This is a genomic window from Bacillus cereus group sp. MYBKT14-1, assembly GCF_051915185.1.
Lineage (GTDB): Bacteria > Bacillota > Bacilli > Bacillales > Bacillaceae_G > Bacillus_A > Bacillus_A cereus.
In genome coordinates this window covers 395,077-417,296 of record NZ_JBQAEF010000001.1, presented here as the reverse complement: position 1 = coordinate 417,296, position 22,220 = coordinate 395,077, and the positions used below count along the sequence as shown (strand labels likewise).

The following is a 22,220-nucleotide window of genomic DNA, read 5'->3' as shown; positions in this document are numbered from 1 at the left end:
TTTATCACTTCTTCGATTTTCAATATCATTCGAAGCGGAATAAGCATAAAGAACCACAATGATTTCTTCAAAACAATGTATGCCCATTTCGTTCTCGTTATGATTATATGTATGAAAAAAAGCAACAGGAATACCGTTGCTTTACACACGCTCTAACATACGATTTAATGCAAGAACCGCTTCTGCCGTTACTTGTTTGTCTACGCTAATAACGTTAATTTCTTCTCCTCTTTCTATCGTTTCAAGTGTCCATAATAAGTGAGGCAGATCAATTCGGTTCATCGTTAAGCACGGACACATAAATGGATTAAGTGAAACAATTTCTTTATCTGGATGTTGCTGAATAATTCGGTTCACTAAATTCATTTCTGTACCAATCGCCCATTTGCTACCAGATGGCGCTGATTCAATCATATCAATAATATATTTCGTTGAGCCTGCATAATCTGAAGCAGCTACAACTTCATAGCAACATTCTGGATGTACAATAATATTCATATCAGAATGATTTTTTCGTACGCTCTCAATGTTCTTCACTGTAAAATTTTGATGAACAGAACAATGCCCTTTCCATAAAATTACTTGAATTTCTTCTATATCCCCATCGTACTCTAATGAATCTGTGTGTGGGTCCCATACTGCCATTTTATCTAACGGGATACCTAAATCGTACGCTGTATTTCTCCCTAAATGTTGGTCTGGTAAAAAGACGAGACGTTCTTTTTGAGTAAACGCCCAAGATACCATTTGCTTTGCATTAGAAGATGTTACTGTTGCTCCTCCGTTACGACCACAAAACGCTTTAATTGCAGCTGTAGAGTTCACATATGTTAACGGAATCATCGTATCTCCAAATAATTTCGTGAGCTCTTTCCATGCTCTTTCTGTTTGTTCAATATCTGCCATATCCGCCATCGAACAACCTGCACGCATATCTGGTAAGATGACAACTTGATCATCTGTCGTTAACATATCTGCTGTTTCCGCCATAAAGTGCACCCCGCAAAACACAATATATTTTGCGTCTTTATTGCTCGCTGCAACTTGTGCAAGCTGAAGTGAATCCCCTGCTGCATCTGAAAATTGTACCACTTCATCTTTTTGATAATGATGCCCTGGAATGAATAACATTTTCCCCATTTTCTCTTTAATTTCACGAACACGCTTTTCCATATCTTCCGTTGACATCGTGTAATAACGCTCTGGTAACATCGTTTCAATTGGCTGTACTTGTTCTAAAATACTCATATACGTTTCTCCCCTCTAAGCCACTTTCCTTATCCTTCAATATTGAAACTAATATCAAGTGCTTTCACTGAATGTGTTAACGCTCCAAGTGAAATATAATCTACCCCTGTTTTTCCGTATTTCGGTAAATCTTCAATTGTGATGCCCCCTGAAGCTTCTGTAACGATAGCACTTGGTACAATTTTTGAAAACTCCCGGATTTCATCTGGCGTACGATTATCGAACATAATAATATCAGCACCAGCAGCAACAGCCTCTCTCACCTGTTCCTCAGTTTCTGTTTCTACTTCTACTTTCACCATATGTCCTAACTTCTCTTTCACTGATGTAACAGCTTTTGTAATAGAACCAGCAAACACAATATGATTGTCTTTAATCATGACACCATCATATAAACCGAAGCGATGATTAAATCCACCGCCGCACACGACTGCATGCTTATCAAACATACGTAGTCCTGGCATCGTTTTTCGCGTATCACAAATGCGAGTATGACTGCTATCTAAAGCAAGAACCGCTTTACGCGTCATCGTCGCTATTCCGCTCATACGCTGAATAACATTTAATATAACGCGCTCTGCTGTTAATAACGATGCAATTGGACCTTGCACAGTTGCAATGATTTCGCCTTTTTCTACAAGGTCCCCATCTTTTTTATGAAGCTCTACTTCAATTCTCTCATCAATTAATTTAAATCCTGATTCAATTACTAAACGTCCTGCAAAGACCCCTGTATCCTTCGCAAGAAACGTTCCTTTCGAAAGCAAGTTATCTGGAAAAATAAGCTGAGATGTTACATCTCTTTCCCCTATATCTTCTAAAAAAAATCGATTTAATGCTTCTTTAACTTTTATCGTGTTCATAAAGCCCCTCTTCCCCTCATTACACAAGTTGTCGTTTTCTCTTTACTCGAACAATCTCTTTCTTTCCTATATTTCTATCTGGATAATCACTCCGGTAATGCCCGCCAATACTTTCTTCTCTTTGCAAGGCTGACACAACTATAAGCTCACAAACCGTTAACATATTAATAAGCGTTATCTCTTCATTCGTAAGAACATCATGTTGTAATATCATATTTCGAACACCATACTTACTAAGCCATCTCTTCGCATAAGATAAACTTTGCTCTGTTCGCACAATCCCAACATATTTCATCATGCATTTTTGTATTTCTTCTTTCGTCGGTAAATGATTCAGAACGATAAACTTTGCTTCCTTTTCGGCTAGCATGTTCACCTTTTCTTTTGTCTCTCTAGATAAAATGTGTCGTCCGATTCTTTTTCCAAACACAAGACCTTCTAATAATGAATTACTCGCTAATCTATTTGCACCATGAACCCCGTTACAAGCTACTTCACCGACTGCGTATAAGTTCGGAATAGACGTCTCTCCATCACAGTTCGTTTTCACGCCGCCCATGTGAAAATGAGTACCAGGCACGACTGGAATAAGTTTTTTATTTATATCGACTCCATTTGTTTTACATATCGATGACACGGTCGGAAAGCGTTGTTCAAAGTTTTGAATCATTTCGATGTTTAAGTACACTTTTTCACCCGCAAGTAGCTGTTCATGAATAGCCCTTGCGACTACATCACGAGGCGCTAAATCCTGTTCGGAATGTATATCCATCATAAAACGCTGCCCTTTTCCATTTATAAGGACAGCTCCTTCTCCGCGAACAGCTTCGGACACAAGACCAGAACAACGCCCACCCGCGTATAACATCGTCGGATGAAATTGTATAAACTCTAAATCTACAAGCTCTCCGCCTGCACGGTACACCATTGCAAGTCCATCGCCTGTAATCGTCTCATCATTAGAAGTAAAGGCGTATAAACCGCCAATACCGCCTGAAGCTAACACCGTATAATCTGCATTGTAACGTTTCAATTCTCCTTTATTGTTGCGAGTTAAAGCCCCAACACATTTATCTTTTTCTATAATAAAATCGAGCACCATTTCCTGTTCCACTACCGTAACGTATGGAGCTACTTCTTGAATAAGATGCTCTAATAAATTCTTTCCTGTTGCATCGCCACCTGCATGTAAAATACGACGTTTTCGATGCGCTCCTTCTTTTCCAAGATGAGGACCTGTTTCATCTCCATCAAATTTCATTCCATTTTCAATAAGGTTATTAATTTCTTTCGGTCCTTCCTCGACTAAATAACGGACCACTTCTTCATTGTTATAATGACACCCTGCTACTAGCGTATCTTCAAAATGATCATTAGGATTGTCGTATGTAGCTACCGCTGCGGCAATTCCACCTTGAGCTAAATGTGTATTATTATTACGTTTCGTCTCCTTTGTGATAATAATCACATTCTTTTCGTGACAAATCTCTTTTGCAACACGAAGTGCCGCAACGCCACTTCCAATAATTAAGACATCTGCGCTTGGCATAATTGTTGCCTCCTACTTTACACTTTTCAACTGTCTTGACACCTATATTTACATAGTTTTAAAATAATGACAAGAGTTTTTTTATAATTCTTATTTTCACTACCATTTAAAAAGTAAAAGAAATGTAACTCTTACTAGAGAGAGGAACTTACATGATGATATATCTTGACTATGCAGCTACTACACCTATGAGCGAGGAAGCGTTACAAACATATATGAAAGCAGCTTCACAATACTTCGGAAATGAACAAAGTTTACATGATATTGGAGGAACGGCTTCTTCTTTATTACAAGTTTGCCGAAAAACATTTGCGGAAATGATTGGAGGCAAAGAACAAGGAGTATTTTTCACAAGCGGTGGATCGGAATCGAACTATCTTGCGATTCAATCACTTCTAAATGCCCGAAATAAGAAGCATATTATTACGACACCTATGGAACATGCATCCATTCGAAGTTATTTTCAATCTCTAAAATCAAAAGGCTATACGATCACTGAAATTCCTGTTGATAAAAATGGACTCATTTGTTTAGTAGATTTAGAGGCAGCTATTACGGAAGATACTGTGCTAGCAAGTATACAGCATGGAAACTCTGAAATCGGAACCGTTCAAAACATTACAGAAATCGGGGCACTTTTAAAAAAATATAATGTTTTATTTCATACGGATTGTGTGCAAACGTTTGGTAAACTGCCTATCCATGTTTTTGAGATGGGGATTGATAGTCTTTCTGTTTCAGCACATAAAATATACGGACCAAAAGGTGTCGGCGCTTGCTACATAAATCCGCAAACTCGCTGGGAACAAGTATTTCCAGGAACTTCTCACGAAAAAGGATTTCGCCCAGGTACAGTGAACGTTCCCGGCATCGCATCTTTTTTAACAGCTGCTGAAAATATATTAAAAACTCAATGGGAAGAAAGTTTACGTTTTAAAGAGTTACGATCCTACTTTTTAGAGCAAATACAAACACTTCCGCTAGAAATTGAAGTAGAAGGTCATTCTACTTCTTGTTTACCACATATTGTTGGGGTTACAATAAAAGGAATAGAAGGTCAATATACTATGCTAGAATGTAATCGCCATGGTATCGCCATTTCCACCGGAAGTGCTTGCCAAGTCGGTAAACAAGAACCTTCGAAAACTATGCTTGCAATTGGAAAAACGTATGAAGAGGCAAAACAATATGTCCGCTTCTCTTTCGGACAACAAACAACGAAAGATCAAATTGATACTACTATTCATGCACTACACACAATTGGAAATCAATTTTATAGAGGTGTTAAATCATAATGAAACAAAATGAACAAAAAAAGATTTTAGGTGAAGAAAGACGACAGCTTATCCTCCAGTGGCTTCTTGCTGCAAATGAACCGTTATCGGGGAATGAACTATCGAAAAAGACGAACGTAAGTAGACAAGTTATCGTGCAAGATATTTCCTTGCTTAAAGCACGAAACGAACCAATTATTGCGACTGCTCAAGGTTATTTATATTTAAAGCCACAAGAGAAGCAACAAACTTTTGAACGCGTAATCGTATGCCAACATAAACCAGCAGAAGTACGTCAGGAACTTACAATGCTTGTTGACCATGGCGTTACGATTAAAGACGTAAAAGTTGAGCATCCTGTATACGGTGACTTAACAGCCTCCATTATGGTAAGCAATCGCTTTGATGTAGAGCAATATTTACAAAAAATCGAAAACACAAATGCTTCCTATCTTTCACAACTAACAGATGGTATTCACTTACATACAATCGAGGCAGATTCTAAAGAAAAATTAGATGCTGCTTGTGAGGCGTTAGATAAAGCAGGATTTCTCGTTTATTAATGTAAAGCACAGAGTTTTTATCATTCTCTGTGCTTTTTTAATGCTATAATATTGTAATCAATCGTAAAGGAGATCAAATATGGGAATTGAACTCGTTCACTTTAGCATTGGCAAACCGAAACAAATGAAATATGGCGAAGATAAAGAAATGATAACAGGTATATGTAAAGATCCTACAGAAGAGGCCTTTCTCTCAAAAGACGGATTTCGTGGTGATGACGTAGCGGATTTAAAACATCACGGCGGACCTGATCGCGCTGTTTGTGTGTACCCACACGAGCATTACGCACTATGGGAAGAGGAATTTCAAACTACGCTTCCCGCTTCCACATTTGGTGAAAACATTACCGTAACAAATATGTTAGAGCATGACGTATGCATCGGAGATACATATCAACTAGGCGAAGCAATCATTCAAGTAACGCAAGCTCGCGTACCTTGTAGCACAATTTCAAAACGTCTTGGCATCCCTGGCATACTGCCGCGTATTGTAGCAACTGGATTTACTGGCTACCTATGCCGCGTTCTTCAAGAAGGTACTGTACGTAAAGATTCAAAAATTACATTACTAGAACGTCAGCCGAGCAATGTTTCTGTTTTATTCTCTAACGAAATTTATTTTCATAATAGAAAAGATAAAGATGGCATCGAGAAGATTCTTGCTGTTCCAGAACTAGCTGATATTTGGCGTGGTCAATTAGAAGATCGTCTTGCGAAGTTAAAATAAAGAATCCCACCTTCTGCAGGTGGGATTTTATTAATCTATTAAAAAATATATTAGGCAATGAAATGATATTGACGATTAGACAAACACCAACATTCCATCTACATCTTACAACCAATAAGAAGAATAACTCCCCAGCACAGTAACAGAAAAACCGAGTGCTTCAAGTTCCATCGTTACGCCTGGCAATAATACGTCATCGTATGCTTTATCGACATCGATTAAGAAAAAGTAATTTCCAAGACCTGTTTTCATCGGACGCGATTCGATTTTTGATAAGTTTAATTTTCTCCATGCGAAAGCTGATAACACTTGATATAGGGCACCTGCATAATCTGCAGGTAACGTTATCATAAGCGTCGTTTTCTCTCCGCGGTTCTCTCCGTTATTCGGGAGTACTGCTTTCTTTTTCTTATGGAGTACTAAGAAACGTGTGTGATTATTTTTATGCGTATGAATACTACGTCTCACAATTGTTAATCCGTATTTTTCTGCAGCCGCTTCATTTGCAATAGCGGCAATTTTCTCTTCAGGATGTTCTTTCACATATTGTGCAGCAGCACTTGTAGATGTCATATCTCGAACAGTTACTCCTTTTAATTCTTCATTTAAAAATTTATGGCACTGTGCAATGGCATGCGGATGAGAATGCACTGCATATACTTCTTCCCACACTTCTGCATACTGCGGATGTACAAGTAAATGCTGCTGAATTGGTACTGTAATTTCTCCTACAATGGAAAGCGGCTGCTCATGTACAAGGTAATCAACCGTTATATTCACTGAACCTTCTATTGCATTTTCTAACGGTACAACTGCGAAGTCTACATTTTCATTTGCAGCTGCATCTATACAATCTGGAATCGTTCGATACGGTACATGCTCTGCTTCCGGAAAAAAACGACTCACCGCCATATTTGTAAATGTTGCTTCTGGTCCTAAATATCCTACTCGAATCATCGTCTTTTCCCCTCTTTTTCGTTTTCTTACTGTTATACCATACTTTTTTATATTCTTCTATGTAAATTTCGAATATTTAAAAAAGACTAGCATTCGCTAGTCTAAATGTTTCTTATACTCTCTTTGAGCGAAGAAGAAATAAATGATACATGCTGCGATATAAAACAGAATGAACAAACCTACTTTTCTTAATGATCCATCCATAAAAAGCGTATTATGAAACGTATATAATGCAACTGCACTATGCATACTCCCTACTATAATTGGCGCAAAAAATAGCATACATAATTGCCAACGAGAAATTTTCCATACTTCTTCCTTCGTCATTCCAAGTTTAGAGAGTGCACCATACTGCTTTCGGTCCGATGCAATATTATGGAACCATTTAAAATACACGATACTACATGAAGTGAGAAAGAATAATATACTAATAAATGAGCCTACAAATAGAGTAATATCGCCGCCTTCTTTCATATTTACATACAACTCCATATTGCTTCGAAATGCATTATTATTATCTTGTTTTATATGTCTCCGTAAATCTTCATTTAATTTCTTCGTCTTTTCGATATTTGATAATGTGTAGCCTCTATATATCATTTTTTCAGAATCAGGAACCTGATTTGCTATACTGTCAAAATCTTCATCATTCATAACGAAGAACAGACCATTAATGTACGAAGGGTGATGGTTAAATTGAACCCCTTCTTTCTGACCGTTAAATACGAATTGATATGGTTGATTCATTACTTGCAATTGAATCTCTTTTTGATTATATACATTCGAATTATTGTATTTATTATAATAAACGAGTGTCACTGTACCTTTTTTAGGACGATACGTTTTCTGTCTTTGTTTCCTTGCTTCTTGGTTATATTCACTTTCTTTTATAAGCGGTACTATTGTTGTTTCTCCCTTATTAGACTGAAAGGATGCATAAACTCCAACAAAACTCATATATTGAAAATCATCATACTCATATTGATGCAGTAATTTTTCAACCGCACCTTCCTCAAAGACTTCATGAGTAGAAATACCTTTTTCTATGTACGAAAACGAGTGTACCCCTCCAGTTCGCCACATATCTTGCATGCTAGAAAAATATAAGAACACCGTACCTGTTGCTGTAACTACAAACGTCGTTGCCATAGACATCAGAAAGAAAAAGCGACCATTTTCCTTCATTCGATGTGACAATTGATTCACTATAAATAAATACGGATATGTATACATAATCTTTTTATTTCGCTTTATCATTTCTAACACTTGGGTAGCTCCATGTGTAAAAGAAAAGTACGTTCCAAAAAAGACAAGTATAGACACAGGGAAAAAGTATATTGCTATCGTAGTCATCGTCACTTGTAGCGCTAACGCATACCCGCCCACTAAACAAGCAAAACCGAATAAACAAAGCCACTTTGATGTTTTCTTCTCTTTTTTATCTGTTCGAAATTCTTTCAATAACCGAATAATTTTTATATTCCATATACGTAAAGCACTTATAAAAGATAACAAAATAAAAACGGCCATATATGTAATAAATGTTACACCAATCGCCCTTACGTCAAATATCACAGGGAGTTCTTTCGGAAGCCCCAGTAACATACTAAATACCATAAAAAAGAGTTTTAAAAATATCATACCGAGCACAATACCGAAAATATTCGCGAAGACCCCGATTAAAATTTGTTCGGTCATAATCATTCCTATTACGTTAGATTTCGTTGCTCCCATTAACATATATAACCCTAATTCTTTCTTACGTGCTTCTATGAAAATAGAAGTAGAGTACAAAATAAATATGACGAAAAAAGAAATGATTATAACATTACATATGATAAGTCCCCAACGTACGTTTTGATACCACATCGTCTCTTGCATATACGGATGCACAATGACAGACATATATGCGTAAGAAGCAAATATTGCAAAACAACTACTTAAGAAAAACACTTTATAATTACGCCAATTTCCTTTTATATTTTGCAGCGCTAGTTGCCAAATGTTCATCTATCGTCCTCCTGTAACTTACTACATAGGCAAAAAGCTAGAGGTTCCCCTAGCTTTTTACGTGTTTTAAATATCCTCTTTGCGCGATCATAAAGTAAATGGCAGAAGCTAAAATGTATGCTCCAATTACAAGCGCACCTGATTTCCATAAATCAATATAAAGCATTTTCCCTAACGTATGAAGAGCAACTCCACTATGAATGGAACCGATTAAAATTGGGATAAAGAAGATAACTCCCATTTGTCGAATCGCAATTTTGCGAATTTCTTTATCTGTCATACCGATTCTCTTTAACGATTTAAATTGAATACGATCTTGTTCTTTATCGTTAAACCATTTAAAGTATGTCATACTACAAGCGAAGAAGAAGAACAGTACCGCTACGAAGAAACCGATGAACATTGTAATTGCTCCACCTTCCCTTATATCCTTATACGCAAACACTGAATTTCTCAATTCTCCTTGCTTTTCTGGTGCAATTTCATTTTTCAAATCTAATACAAGATTTTCTGTATTTTTCCAATCCTCGATATAATAACCGTAATATTTCGTCTTTTCTTCATCTGGTACGAGTTTTGCATATTTCTCAAAATCTTGATCATTTACAATAAGATATTCACTATCATTAAAAACAGAATACTGCGTTGGATTATTTAATTGAACAGACTGCTTTTGCCCGTTAATTGTAAATTCATACGGTTTCGTACGATCTATCTTCATCAGTTCATTTGACATATCAACCATAACCATCGTTGCACTACCTGGTGCATTATGAACTTCTGTAGGTTGCTCTCTCTTTTGTTTGCGCACTTCTGCATTATATTCTTTTTCTGAAATAATCGTCATCGGTACTTCATGTTCACTATTAAACAACGTTATTTTCTGTGTTGCCGGTAGTTTAACGTAGGTTACTTTTCGCGCATCTTCAAACCCGTGTCTCTTCACAAGCTCCTGTACCTTTTCTTCATTAATAAGATTATGCGTATTTAACCCCTTTTCCTCATATGAAATAGCATGTGGTGTAAGTTCTACCGTTTTCGCACTCATATTTTCAAAATATACGTACAGTGTACCTACTGCTGAAGATACTACCGCCGTAATAATAGAAATTACAAATAGAAAACGAGCATTATCTTTCATTTTATAAATAAGATTGCTAAGAACAAACATATTTGGATACGTATAGAAAGATTGCTTTCTTTTTTGTAATGCTTTTAATACAACTGTACTACCTTGTGTAAATAATAAATACGTTCCGCCAATTGTCAGTCCTACCACCGGTAAAAAGAGGATGAGGAAATTCAGAAACGTTACTTGGAAGCTAAGTACATATGCAACAATAATACATCCTATACCAACTACACATAACCATGTAAATGCAAACGGCTCTACTTTTTGCTTTCTAGCTTCTCTTAATAAATCAATAATTTGCAAGCGTCCTACCGTCCAAACGCTAAACAATGATAGGATTAAAAATAGGATAAAGTATACGCCAGCTGTAATAAGAACTGCTTTACTATTCCAAACAAGTGGAAGTGTCTTATCTATTTTCAATAATACGCTTAACGCTTGGAAAAATAATTTTGAACAAAGCATTCCAACCCCAATACCAATTACAATTGCAATACTACCTAACATCAGTTGCTCTAATATAATCATTCGGCCGAGCTGCGATTTCGTTCCGCCTATTAATGTTAGTAGACCAAACTCTTTTTTTCTTGCCCGTAAAAACGTTGAATTTGCATATAAAATAAAGAGTGCCGAGAAGATGACCACAATATAATTCATCGATTCTAATCCTTTTGTGATCATCTTTCTCATACTAATATTACCGCTTACGACATCTGGATGATAAATAAAAGAAGCATACATGAAAAATACGACAATCGATAAACAACTACTTATAAGAAACGCTTTATAGTTACGCCAATTTCCTTTTACGTTATTAAGCGCGAGCTGGCGAAAGTTCATGATATTCTCCTCCTAGCATCGCAAGTACGTCCAGAATTTCTTGGAAAAAGGCTTGTTTCGTTCTTCCTTTATGTATTTCCGAGAAAATTTCCCCATCGCGTATGAAAAGGATACGTTCACAATAACTAGCCGCTACTGGATCGTGCGTAACCATTGCAATCGTTACTTTCTTTTGCTCGTGTAAATCTTGCAGAGCGCCCATTAGCGATTTCGCTGACTTCGAGTCTAAGTTTCCAGTTGGCTCATCTGCTAAAATTAACGTCGGTTCATGAATGATTGCTCTCGCTGCTGCTGCACGTTGTTGTTGTCCCCCAGATACTTCGTATACTTTTTTATTTAATATTTCTTCAATATTTAAGAACTTTGCAATCTCAAGCACTTTTGCATCTATTTCATTTACAGATTTCTTCGCCATTACAAGAGGTAAAATAATATTTTCTTTAATCGATAGCGTATCAAGTAAATTAAAATCTTGAAAGATGAACCCTAAATGTGTACGGCGAAACTCCGCTAATTTTGCAGCACGCATTTGATTAATTTCTTCACCATTTACAAGCACATGACCTGAAGTTTGCTTATCAATTGTTGCTAATAAATTTAAAAGCGTCGTTTTCCCGCTTCCTGAAGGACCCATAATCCCTACAAATTCGCCTTCTTCTATTTTAAAATTTATATCGTTTAAAGCAGTCGTCGCTACTGAACCTTTTGATTGGTACACCTTCGTTAATCCTTTTACTTCAAGAACACTCATTTCTAATCCCCCTACGTGTTTTCTTCTTACATTTACTATAAGAAAAATAAGAAAAAGAAACGAGTGATTTCCCTTACAAAACGTTTTGTTATCTTACAGTTTTGTCATTTTTCTCATCAATGTATGATATTCTTCATCTTTTGCAAATTGGAACGTGAATGTTGTCCCTTCTCCTTCAGCCGATTGAACATACATTCCATGATGTAAATTATCGCAAATTTCCTTCGTAATATATAAACCCATTCCAGTCGCTTCTCTCGTTTTACGGCCATTTACCCCCGTAAAGAATGGATCAAATATACGCTTTACATCTTGCTCTGGAATACCGATTCCATTGTCCTTAATATGTAATAACACCTTTTGGTCTTTCTCTTCAATTTGAAATTGAATTTCTTTTTTCTCTGCCGCTGAAATTTTTGTATACTTAATTGCGTTTACAACAATTTGACCTATAGCAATACTTAGCCATTTTCTATCAGAGGCAACCATACAAGTATCTTCTTCAAACATCACTTTCGGAAATACAGACGATTGAATGAAGGATTTCCGATTTTCATTAATAATACCTCGCACGACATCTATAACATTTACTACTTCTACCTTATAATCTTTCGCAAACTGCTCTAGTCTTGCCATATGTAACGCTAAATCTAAACCATTTAGTATACGGTTATTTTCTTCACGAATACTTTCAACTGTTGCTCTTGCCTCACGATGCTCTTTGCCAAACTTTTGCAGCAATAATTCAATAACAGATACTGGTGTTTTCATTTGGTGAATCCATTGGTTCATAAATATCATTTGCTGTTGCTCTTTCGCATGCTGTTTATGAACTTCATTCATATATTGCTGTCTTAATAACGTAAAAGATTCAACGACCATTTCTTGCTCTGATGTATAAGATTCATCAATAAGTAAAGAGTCATGTAATGTATTTCCACCAGTAACATACTTTTCGATCCTCTTTAAAAACACACTCCGTTTTCGGTAATCGTAAATGAGGTATACAGTAAACACAACTGTTCCTAATAAAAGTCCATATAACCATGTACTCCAATCAATGGATCGCTTTTCTAAAAGACTTTGCAACTGTAAAACGAGCCCAAATAAACAAAGGCTAACAATATAAGAAAGAATTAAAGAAAAGCGGTCCATGAGGTAAATTTTAACCTTCATGCCCTTCGCCCCACTCCGTAAGAAGCGCATAACCATATCCACGTTTCGTTACAATTGCATTTTTAATGCCTAACTCCTCTAGTTTCTTCCTTACACGTTTTACATTTACGGTTAATGTATTATCATCCACAAATGCTACTTCATCCCATAGAGCTTCTAACAGTTCTTCGCGCGTTACATATTGATTCACCTGTTTCATTAAACACTCTAATAAGTAAAACTCATTTTTTGTCAGTTCAGTTTGTTGTCCTTGCCACTCAACAATATGCTGAGACGGGAATAACAACAGTCCATTTACACCTAAACAATCACTCTCAGCAGCAGAAGCATACTCTCCGTAACCACGGCGAAGCGCACTCTTCACCTTTGCCATTACGATATCTAAATGGAATGGCTTCGTAATATAATCATCGCCGCCATTTTCAATCGCCATTACTTGGTCCATTTCTCCTGTTCTTGCAGAAACAAAAATAATTGGCGCATTCGATACAGTACGAATTTGACGACACCAATAAAAACCGTCAAAGTACGGTAAATTAATATCAAGTAACACGAGATGAGGATTCACTTTTACAAACTCATCTTTTATTTGACGTAAATCACTTGCTCTAAATGATTGATAGCCATATCTTTCTAAATGCTCTTCTAATATTCCCGCGATTTTCTCATCATCTTCTACAATTAATATTTTATACATGTTCGTTTTCTCCCCATAAAAAATTCTTCTAAAAACCACTCCCTTTTTATTATAAATTGAAAATTTAATTAGTGGGGATTTTTTCCTATATAAATCCGATTTTTACGATATAAAAAAAGACTGCCGTATTTCGGCAGTCTTAATCGATAAATTCAAATTCATATTCAAGAATTTTTACAATATCTCCGTCTTTTGCACCACGTGCACGAAGCGCTTCATCAATACCCATTCCGCGCATTTGACGAGCGAAACGACGTACAGATTCATCACGTGAGAAGTCTGTCATCTTGAATGTTTTCTCGATATCGTAACCAGAGATAACAAACGTGCCATCACTTTCACGTGTAATTTCAAATTTAACACCTTCAGTATCAAATTTGTACATTACACTTGTATCAGACTCATCCGCAACTTCATGTATTGGGAATTCTGGTGTTGTTTCTATTAAGTTCGCTACTTCAAACAGTAAGTCACGAACACCTTGTCTTGTTACAGCTGAGATTGGGAAGATTTTTACTTCGTCTCCCACTTTCTCTTTAAATGCTTGTAAGTTTTCTTCTGCATCTGGCATATCCATTTTGTTTGCAACAACAACTTGCGGACGCTCAGTTAAGCGAAGATTGTATTCTTTCAATTCATTATTAATCGTTACGTAATCTTCATATGGATCACGGCCTTCTAAACCAGACATATCAATAACATGCACGATTACACGTGTACGCTCAATATGACGTAAGAATTGGTGTCCAAGTCCGACGCCAGCATGTGCGCCTTCAATTAGTCCTGGAAGGTCAGCCATAACGAAGCTGCGGTTATCACCAGTTTCAACAACACCAAGATTCGGAACGATTGTTGTGAAGTGATACTCTGCAATTTTCGGACGCGCTGATGATACAACAGATAATAATGTAGATTTACCTACACTTGGGAATCCAACAAGTCCAACGTCTGCTAGTACTTTAAGTTCTAGAATAACATCACGCTCTTGACCTGGTTCCCCGTTCTCAGCGATTTCTGGCGCTGGGTTCGTAGCTGTTGCGAAACGTGAGTTACCACGGCCACCACGGCCACCTTTTGCAATTACAGCAGTTTGTCCATGCGTTACTAAATCGGCAAGAATTTGACCAGTTTTTTCATCTTTTACTACTGTTCCTGGCGGAACCTTTACAAGTAAATCTTCAGATTTACGTCCGTGCTGACCTTTACTCATTCCGTGCTGACCGCGATCAGCTTTGAAATGACGTTGGTAGCGGAAGTCCATTAATGTACGTAAGCCTTCCTCAACTACGAAAACAACATCTGCACCTTTACCTCCGTCGCCACCTGCTGGGCCACCTTTTGGTACATACTTCTCACGACGATACGCAACCATACCATTACCACCGTCGCCGCCTTTTACATATATCTTGACCTGATCTACAAACATTATTTCACCACACTTTTTTCAATTGGTTGTAATATAACTGAGACTTCTTCGTCTCGCACTGTATAAGAAATGGAATACCATTTATTGTTTTGGGTCGCAAGCCAATTCTGTAGTTCTTCTACACTCGTTAGCTTACCACGAAAATCAAAAAAGAAACGAGCATTATCCGCGTCACATTCAATTGTGATACAAACATAATTTTCAACATATACGTCTAAACTATGCTGAAGCATCGAGAAAAATTGATTCGTCCATGTACATACAGTCTCATCTAAGTGAGATAAGTTATGTAATTTCCCTAATACTTCGTACTCCAATAAGCACGGCTGCTGTTTCCAATTATATGTTAAAATCCACTCTGAAAATAAAGGCATTGATAGCCCCATCAGATTGGATTCTTGTCTCGCTTCTTGGACAAAACGATCGATGAGACTATGAATTTCTTCCACTTTTCCAAGGGAAAGGTTTCCTTTCACCATCTGCATACGATTGAGCCAATCATGTCTTGAATGGCGCAATGCATCTATAATTGTCCATTTTTCATTCATTTAGATACCCCTTAATATAGAAAAACTCTAACCTGCACTCAGGTTAGAGTTTTCCGTGAGTTCTTATGCTTCTTGAGCAACAGGATATACGCTCACTTGTTTGCGGTCACGACCAAGACGCTCAAAGCGTACTACGCCGTCAACTTTCGCGTATAAAGTGTCATCGCCACCACGACCAACGTTAACACCTGGATAAATTTTTGTACCGCGTTGACGGTAAAGAATTGAACCACCTGTAACCGTTTGACCATCTGCGCGTTTAGCACCAAGACGTTTTGACTGAGAGTCACGACCGTTCTTTGTACTACCTACACCTTTCTTAGATGCGAAAAACTGAAGATCTAATCTTAACATACGTTACACCTCCTGCACTTTTTCTATTAAACGGATATACTTTCCGTAATCAAGTTCGATCGTCTTAAGCGAAACAACTAATCCTTCTAAAAGCGTTTGTGCTTTTTCTGCTGCATGAACGTCTAAATCATTAGGCAATTCATACGTTAAGAATCCGCCATCACTTCCGAGTTCAATAGTTGCTTGCACATTACAAAGTTCTTCCACTGCATTTATAGAACCAAACACAACCGCTGTAGTTCCAGCACAGACAAGGTCTTGTCCATGTGGCGCATAATCGGCATGTCCAGTCATTTTAAATGATTGGATACTTCCTAATTTCGTGCGACTTATCGTAATTTTAATCATGTTAACCAGAATTAAGCGTTGATAGCTTCAACAACTAGCTTAGTGTAAGGTTGACGATGACCTTGTTTCTTACGATTGTTCTTTTTCGCTTTGTATTTGAAAACGATGATTTTCTTAGCGCGACCTTGTTTTTCAACTTTCGCAGTAACTGTTGCACCTTCTACAACTGGGCTACCAACTTTAACGTTTTCGCCACCAACGAAAAGAACTTTGTCAAAAGTAACAGTTTCACCAGCTTCAACATCTAATTTTTCAATGTAGATTGCTTGACCAGCTTCAACTTTAATTTGTTTTCCACCTGTTTCGATAATTGCGTACATACTTGCACCTCCTCTTAATTACTAAGACTCGCCAAAAACGAGGTAGACATAAATGCCTTTAGGGAACCTGTCTTGTGCGGTTGTAGCATATAGCCGTTTAGGTGCTATAAACTATAACATAAAGATGTTATCATGAATCATAGACGGTTGTCAATAAATGTTCTGCTAACTATTTTTTCCGTTCTACAATTTCTTTTTTACTTCCAAAACGAACGATAGCATACTTTTCGATAATATCATCTTTGAAATAAATTTCAAATGGAATATTTTTTTGTAATCCTTTTTGCAAAAACTGTTTTTGCAGTTCTTTAGGCGCAGCGATTAATACTGCTTCATCTTCTATATTGCCATATGTGATTAGTTCTCTCTCTAACTCATACGCAATTGTTTCATGCGACATCACATAACCCGTCGCTTTGCAAGGTACACACTCTTTTAATAATACGTCCCGTAAAGAATGCTTTTTACGTTTACGTGTCATTTCCAAAATCCCTAGCTCCGTAAAGCCGAGCACCCTTGTATATGTTCGGTCATCTTGCATAGCAGCTATGAGACATTCTCTTACCTTTTCTTTATCTTCTCTTTTTTTCATATTAATAAAATCAATTAATATCATACCACCAATATCACGAAGTCTTAATTGGCGTGCAATTTCTTCAGCAGCTAGCTCATTTGTGCGAAGTACTGTATCTTGTAAATTTTGTTTTCCCGTAAACTTGCCCGTATTCACATCAATTACAGTCATCGTCTCCATTTGTTCTACAATTAAATAAGCACCATTTGGAAGCCAAACAATTTTTTGGAGTGCTTTCTCAATCTCACGCTCTATTCCAAAATGGTTAAACATCGAAGACTTTTCATTATAAAAAGATACTTTTTCTTTTCCAACTTTGTCTTCTAATTCCTTTACTATACTTCTTGTATCTACAACTACTTTTTCAATTGTTTCAATTGGGTTCTCTTGAAATACACGATCTAAAAAGGTCGCCGGTCGATGAAGTAATAACGGCACCTTTCCTTGACCCTCTTTTCTTTTTAACTCTTCATACAACTGTTGTAACCCTTGCATTTCAGCTTGTATTTCTTCAATTGCTCCTTTTTCAGAAGCAGAACGGAAAATGTACCCCCCCGTTCCCTCTATTTCAATTTGGAGTAACTGTTGTCTTCTTTTATTATTTTTTATTTTTCGAGAAACAGCGCGCATCTCATCAAACGGCATATAAACGACATATTTCCCGGTAAATTCTATATTCGCTGTCAATTTAGGCCCTTTCGTATCAATTGCCTCTTTCACAACTTGTACGAGTATCGCTTGCCCTTCATGTATACGATAAGAAGATGGTACATCATCGTATGAAAGGTAAGCATGTTTTTCTAAACCGATGTTTACAAAAGCTGCATTCATTCCAGCAATTGTTCTTACGACACGTCCAACATAAATATGCCCAACAATCTCTTGCTCTTCATTACGTTTCCATAAAAACTCAACAATCTTTTTCTTCTCTTCAATTGCAACGCGCTTTTCCGAACCAGCGTAATTCACATATAACGTTTTCAAAATTATTTCCTCACTTTATAATCTTCTTTGCTTTTACAATAATAAAAGGTTAGTGCTATCGTCAACACTAACCGATTAATTCTTCAACTGATGAAGTTGTTCGTTTTTCAGTAAAATATGCATAGAGCAATTCATTTTCATCCAATGTGTAATGCTCTTTATATTTTCCACGGACGATAATAGAATGCTTATATCCTCTACGAAATTTTGTGAAGATCGTATATAAACGATCTTCCGTTCGCACTTCAATAGGTGCAATCTTTTCGATTCCTCTTTTGTTTCCATAATAACGTTCTAATAAAAAACGCATAAATGCATACCGTCTTTGTTTCCACTCTTGATATAATGACACTGCTAAAAATATGAGTAGTACCCACATCATAATATTGTTACTATTCCAGAGTAACTGCCATCCTAATATTACACTAAAAAAAACACATGACAATTGCATCATCTTTTCATGTGCTTGTAAATAAGGGAAACGATATGATAATACATTAAACAATACTTTCCCGCCATCTAACGGCCAAATAGGAAGTAAATTAAATGCTAAAATAATTATATTATTCCACATGAAGAAATAATATAAATCTGCATTCAACCAACCAGCTTTGAACAACATATAACCTACCAGCATCATCCAAACATGTTGAATCGGTCCAGCAATTACGACAACAAGTTCCTCTTTCAATGACTTATTACCATGTTCCTCAAGCTCGGCAACGCCACCAAACGGCAAAAGCTGAATTCTTTTTATACGCCAATTATAGTGTGCTGCTGCAAAAGCATGCCCAAGTTCATGAATAAGAACAATACAAAATAACAGTAGTAACTCTTTAAAACGCGCAGTAAAAATACCAATGACAATAATAACCCAAAATAATGGATGCACGGAAATTTTCGTTAAAACGTCCCTATATTTAATCAAATGATATCACCTGGATCGGATCAATAAATTTCTCATTCTTTTTTATCGCGAAATAAAACTTTCCATTTTTATCATTTGTATCATTACTCACCGTTCCAATTTTTTGTTTCTTTGAAACGTAATCATATAATTTCACTGACATATCGTTTAAGTTTGCATACCATGACTCCGTACCATCTGCATGTTGAATTTGAACTGTATTTCCAAGTTCCTCTTTCTTGCCTGCAAAAACAACTAACCCTTCATTTACTGACTCCACTTTTGCATTTGTAGCTGTTTGGACAAATACACCTTGGCCATTTTTTTGAAACCCTTGCATTACCTTTCCAGAAGCAGGAATTGCATAATCTTTTTGCTGAATACTTCCTTCTTTTTTCTCGTTCGGCGAATAGAATACAAGCGGTTTTCCAAATTGCTTTTCGTACCATTTCGCTACAGTAGCAAACTGAAATTCCTCTTTCATCACTTTTTCTGTAACAGCTTTAGCTCCATTGAATGAAGAAGGAGCATTCTTATATAAAATAGCAACCGAAAGAACTAATATTGCTGATAATAAAACTTTGAAGAAAAAGACTTCCTTTCGAAATAAAGGATGCATTTCCTTTTCTCCATCTTCAATAAATACTGCTTCACTATCAAAATTCCCTCCGTTAAAATACTGCTCTTCCTCCATCCTTTCTTGCTCGGCCTTCCTTTTTGCAATCCGCTTTTTAATTTCTTCTACGCGTCTATTCTTCATACTGTCTCCTTTCTTTCGTTAAGCTAATTTCATTAGAAACAGTTGTATACAGTTTGTACATATGTATGAGCTAAGAAAGAAAGATATTCGTGTGAAGAAAAAAGAAAGCACCTCGCATATGTGCGAAGTGCTCTTAACGGATTCCAAAGAAGTTTTTCACCTTTGCAAATACCGATACCTTTTCTTGTTCAAATGCTTGTAATGGTACATTCTCACCTAACAAGCGTCTTGCAATATTACGATAAGCCAACGCTGCTTTTCCGCTTGGTTGCAACGCCACAGGTTCACCTGTATTTGTAGCTCGAATAACTTCATCGTCATCTTCGACAACACCAAGAAGCTCGATTGACAATGTACGTACAATTTCATCAACATCTAACATATCCTGTTCATGAAGCATATGACTACGTACACGGTTAATAACAAGTTTGGGTGGTTCAATATCCTCTTTTTCTAAAAGCCCAATAATACGATCCGCATCGCGCATTGAGGATACTTCTGGAGTCGTAACAACGATTGCTTTATCCGCACCAGCTACCGCATTTTTAAATCCCTGCTCAATCCCCGCAGGACAATCGATTAATATGTAATCATAATCTTGACGTAATACTTGTATTAATTCATCCATTTGTTCAGGTGTTACCGCTGATTTATCACTCGTTTGTGCTGCAGGTAATAAATAAAGATCATCAAAACGTTTGTCTTTAATAAGAGCCTGAGGTAAACGGCAACGCCCTTCAACGACATCAACAAGATCAAATACAATACGATTTTCCAGCCCCATTACTACGTCTAAATTTCGAAGACCGATATCTGTGTCAATTAAGCACACTTGCTTTCCAGATAACGCTAGGGCCGTACCAATGTTCGCAGATGTAGTAGTTTTACCTACTCCGCCTTTTCCAGATGTAATTACTATTGCCTCTCCCACAGCTATACAATTCCCCTTTCTAACTTTGTTAAATTAGGTCTAAGATGAGTGAGAAGTTGCAGGCGATCGACAACAATGTGATTGTTCTCATTAATATACGCACATTCTGCCGCCTCCGCTCCGTCTTCTTTCTCTTCCGGAGCCCGCATTGCCACATCACTAATTCGAAGTTGCATCGGGTTCATAACAGATGCAGCGATTACAGCATCCGAATCCCCATAATACCCAGCATGTGCAATTCCTCTTAATGATCCTACGACAAAAATATTCCCCCCAGCGATAACCGTTCCGCCTGGATTAACATCTCCAATTAACAACAAATTTCCTTTTACATGTAAAACTTGTCCAGAGCGAACAATTTTGGAAATAGGGACAATTTCTGTTTCTTCTTTCCAAGCTATTGCTTCTGCTTTAGTGATAACATCACTTTCAATTGAATCCACAACAAGATTCTTTTTATTACGAATTAACGTACGAATCTCTTCTTGTTGGACTTCTGTTAAATAACGATTTCCTACTTTCACATGCACTTCAATTAAAGAGCGCCCATCACCATCGTAGTAATGTGTAGAAAGTTTTTCGTCTAATTCCATCAATAATTCTGAGAATGAACAACAATCATCTAAATGAAGCGTTATCCCATCTTTTGTCCCTTTTATCGTTACATTTTGTTGCTTTTTTTCTTCCACTAAAGTTCACCCCACCGATTCAATTCGACATAAAATTAGAAAATCCTTTTTTCTTTTTCTTCCATCGCTTTTGAAAGACGCACTATATATCGTCTCAGTGGGAAACAAACTATCAATAAGAAAATAGCATTTAACAATAAAGTAGAAAGGAGACGATCTGTGAAAAAGACATACGCTGGCATATGAGTACGTCCTAATAAAGTTAAGAATCCATACACATAATACTCTAGTGCTACAACGCTAGCTAATATGATAGAAACAACAATAAATAAATTCAATTGTAGTACTTTCATCACACTATATACTAAATAAGCTAAAATCGGATAAGCAAAAATATATATCCCGACAAGTTCTGTGTATACGGTATCAAATAAGAAGCCAAATAATAGTCCGTAATAAATCCCTTGGACCGGACTATAATACACTGTAATAAAACATAAGACGATTATAAAGAAATGCGGTGCTGCTATGCTGTCTTTCCAAAATACATCCGTTGGAACAACAGTAGCAAACATATTTTCAAATAGAAACACAAAAAGGAGCAAAAGAGGAAGAGCTGCTCTTTTTAATATCTTCATCATCTCTTCTTCTC

Annotated in this window: 23 protein-coding genes and 1 other annotated feature; of the genes, 3 read left to right on the top strand and 20 right to left on the bottom strand. The window is 36.8% G+C overall.

Features of this window, described 5'->3' with window-relative positions; genetic code table 11:
* Positions 1 to 141 precede the first annotated feature (141 nt).
* From nadA to nadB, 3 genes are read right to left on the bottom strand one after another with little or no spacing between them, the layout of a single operon-like run.
* Positions 142 to 1,248: a quinolinate synthase NadA gene (gene nadA / locus ACTFO4_RS02280; RefSeq protein WP_000025339.1), complete on the bottom strand. Its 1,107-nt coding sequence runs from the start codon at positions 1,246 to 1,248 to the stop codon at positions 142 to 144.
* 29 nt (positions 1,249 to 1,277) lie between these two features.
* A complete protein-coding gene (gene nadC / locus ACTFO4_RS02275; protein WP_017673424.1) occupies positions 1,278 to 2,111 on the bottom strand; it encodes a carboxylating nicotinate-nucleotide diphosphorylase in 834 nt (277 codons plus the stop codon).
* Between the two features lie 19 nt (positions 2,112 to 2,130).
* Positions 2,131 to 3,660: an L-aspartate oxidase gene (gene nadB / locus ACTFO4_RS02270; RefSeq protein ID WP_001138531.1), complete on the bottom strand. Its 1,530-nt coding sequence runs from the start codon at positions 3,658 to 3,660 to the stop codon at positions 2,131 to 2,133.
* Between the two features lie 152 nt (positions 3,661 to 3,812).
* On the opposite strand from nadB, the gene ACTFO4_RS02265 reads away from it, so the two are divergent.
* The 3 genes from ACTFO4_RS02265 (at position 3,813) to ACTFO4_RS02255 (ending at position 6,224) form a co-directional block, all read left to right on the top strand.
* A complete protein-coding gene (locus ACTFO4_RS02265) occupies positions 3,813 to 4,955 on the top strand; it encodes an IscS subfamily cysteine desulfurase (RefSeq protein ID WP_000973777.1) in 1,143 nt (380 codons plus the stop codon).
* Positions 4,955 to 5,497, top strand: coding sequence for a transcription repressor NadR (locus ACTFO4_RS02260; RefSeq protein WP_000812275.1), 543 nt, complete (start codon positions 4,955 to 4,957; stop codon positions 5,495 to 5,497). Before ACTFO4_RS02265 ends, ACTFO4_RS02260 begins: the two co-directional genes overlap by 1 nt.
* Before the next feature lie 79 nt (positions 5,498 to 5,576).
* On the top strand, positions 5,577 to 6,224 hold the full coding sequence (locus tag ACTFO4_RS02255; protein WP_000510667.1) for an MOSC domain-containing protein: 648 nt from the start codon (positions 5,577 to 5,579) through the stop codon (positions 6,222 to 6,224).
* 105 nt (positions 6,225 to 6,329) lie between these two features.
* On the opposite strand, the gene pheA is transcribed toward ACTFO4_RS02255, so the two are convergent.
* The 17 genes from pheA to mreD form a co-directional block, all read right to left on the bottom strand.
* Positions 6,330 to 7,181 (bottom strand): prephenate dehydratase, encoded by an 852-nt coding sequence (gene pheA / locus ACTFO4_RS02250; RefSeq protein WP_000621705.1) that lies wholly within the window; start codon positions 7,179 to 7,181, stop codon positions 6,330 to 6,332.
* A gap of 96 nt (positions 7,182 to 7,277) precedes the next feature.
* Positions 7,278 to 9,191 carry an ABC transporter permease gene (locus tag ACTFO4_RS02245; RefSeq protein WP_017673423.1) on the bottom strand — a complete coding sequence of 638 codons (1,914 nt, stop codon included), beginning with the start codon at positions 9,189 to 9,191 and terminating at the stop codon, positions 7,278 to 7,280.
* 49 nt (positions 9,192 to 9,240) lie between these two features.
* Complete coding sequence (locus ACTFO4_RS02240) at positions 9,241 to 11,163, bottom strand: ABC transporter permease (RefSeq protein ID WP_001011413.1); 1,923 nt, start codon at positions 11,161 to 11,163, stop codon at positions 9,241 to 9,243.
* Positions 11,138 to 11,914 carry an ABC transporter ATP-binding protein gene (locus ACTFO4_RS02235; protein ID WP_000114529.1) on the bottom strand — a complete coding sequence of 259 codons (777 nt, stop codon included), beginning with the start codon at positions 11,912 to 11,914 and terminating at the stop codon, positions 11,138 to 11,140. Before ACTFO4_RS02235 ends, ACTFO4_RS02240 begins: the two co-directional genes overlap by 26 nt.
* A 93-nt stretch (positions 11,915 to 12,007) precedes the next feature.
* A complete protein-coding gene (locus tag ACTFO4_RS02230) occupies positions 12,008 to 13,090 on the bottom strand; it encodes a HAMP domain-containing histidine kinase (RefSeq protein WP_000865181.1) in 1,083 nt (360 codons plus the stop codon).
* Positions 13,080 to 13,787, bottom strand: coding sequence for a response regulator transcription factor (locus ACTFO4_RS02225; RefSeq protein ID WP_000276723.1), 708 nt, complete (start codon positions 13,785 to 13,787; stop codon positions 13,080 to 13,082). The genes ACTFO4_RS02230 and ACTFO4_RS02225 overlap by 11 nt, the downstream gene beginning before the upstream one ends.
* 139 nt (positions 13,788 to 13,926) lie before the next feature.
* The gene (obgE, locus tag ACTFO4_RS02220; protein WP_000497128.1) at positions 13,927 to 15,213 is read right to left on the bottom strand and encodes a GTPase ObgE; all 1,287 of its coding nucleotides are present in this window, start codon (positions 15,211 to 15,213) and stop codon (positions 13,927 to 13,929) included.
* Positions 15,213 to 15,761: a sporulation initiation phosphotransferase B gene (locus tag ACTFO4_RS02215; RefSeq protein ID WP_001003584.1), complete on the bottom strand. Its 549-nt coding sequence runs from the start codon at positions 15,759 to 15,761 to the stop codon at positions 15,213 to 15,215. Before ACTFO4_RS02215 ends, obgE begins: the two co-directional genes overlap by 1 nt.
* 63 nt (positions 15,762 to 15,824) lie before the next feature.
* On the bottom strand, positions 15,825 to 16,115 hold the full coding sequence (rpmA, locus tag ACTFO4_RS02210; RefSeq protein WP_000944958.1) for a 50S ribosomal protein L27: 291 nt from the start codon (positions 16,113 to 16,115) through the stop codon (positions 15,825 to 15,827).
* A 3-nt stretch (positions 16,116 to 16,118) separates the two neighbouring features.
* Positions 16,119 to 16,463 (bottom strand): ribosomal-processing cysteine protease Prp, encoded by a 345-nt coding sequence (locus ACTFO4_RS02205; RefSeq protein WP_001973720.1) that lies wholly within the window; start codon positions 16,461 to 16,463, stop codon positions 16,119 to 16,121.
* Positions 16,464 to 16,474: 11 nt separating this feature from the next.
* Positions 16,475 to 16,783: a 50S ribosomal protein L21 gene (gene rplU / locus ACTFO4_RS02200; RefSeq protein WP_000270907.1), complete on the bottom strand. Its 309-nt coding sequence runs from the start codon at positions 16,781 to 16,783 to the stop codon at positions 16,475 to 16,477.
* Between the two features lie 14 nt (positions 16,784 to 16,797).
* Positions 16,798 to 16,875: a sequence feature (ribosomal protein L21 leader region), on the bottom strand.
* Between the two features lie 77 nt (positions 16,876 to 16,952).
* Positions 16,953 to 18,341 carry an Rne/Rng family ribonuclease gene (locus ACTFO4_RS02195; protein WP_000855491.1) on the bottom strand — a complete coding sequence of 463 codons (1,389 nt, stop codon included), beginning with the start codon at positions 18,339 to 18,341 and terminating at the stop codon, positions 16,953 to 16,955.
* Between the two features lie 67 nt (positions 18,342 to 18,408).
* Complete coding sequence (gene spoIVFB, locus ACTFO4_RS02190) at positions 18,409 to 19,269, bottom strand: stage IV sporulation intramembrane metalloprotease SpoIVFB (protein ID WP_000599059.1); 861 nt, start codon at positions 19,267 to 19,269, stop codon at positions 18,409 to 18,411.
* Positions 19,262 to 20,008 (bottom strand): stage IV sporulation protein SpoIVFA, encoded by a 747-nt coding sequence (gene spoIVFA, locus ACTFO4_RS02185; RefSeq protein WP_000797471.1) that lies wholly within the window; start codon positions 20,006 to 20,008, stop codon positions 19,262 to 19,264. Before spoIVFA ends, spoIVFB begins: the two co-directional genes overlap by 8 nt.
* Before the next feature lie 133 nt (positions 20,009 to 20,141).
* A complete protein-coding gene (gene minD, locus ACTFO4_RS02180; RefSeq protein WP_440013195.1) occupies positions 20,142 to 20,939 on the bottom strand; it encodes a septum site-determining protein MinD in 798 nt (265 codons plus the stop codon).
* A gap of 2 nt (positions 20,940 to 20,941) precedes the next feature.
* Positions 20,942 to 21,628, bottom strand: coding sequence for a septum site-determining protein MinC (gene minC / locus ACTFO4_RS02175; protein WP_000391521.1), 687 nt, complete (start codon positions 21,626 to 21,628; stop codon positions 20,942 to 20,944).
* A gap of 35 nt (positions 21,629 to 21,663) precedes the next feature.
* Positions 21,664 to 22,209, bottom strand: coding sequence for a rod shape-determining protein MreD (gene mreD, locus ACTFO4_RS02170; RefSeq protein WP_000975766.1), 546 nt, complete (start codon positions 22,207 to 22,209; stop codon positions 21,664 to 21,666).
* Positions 22,210 to 22,220: the final 11 nt, after the last annotated feature.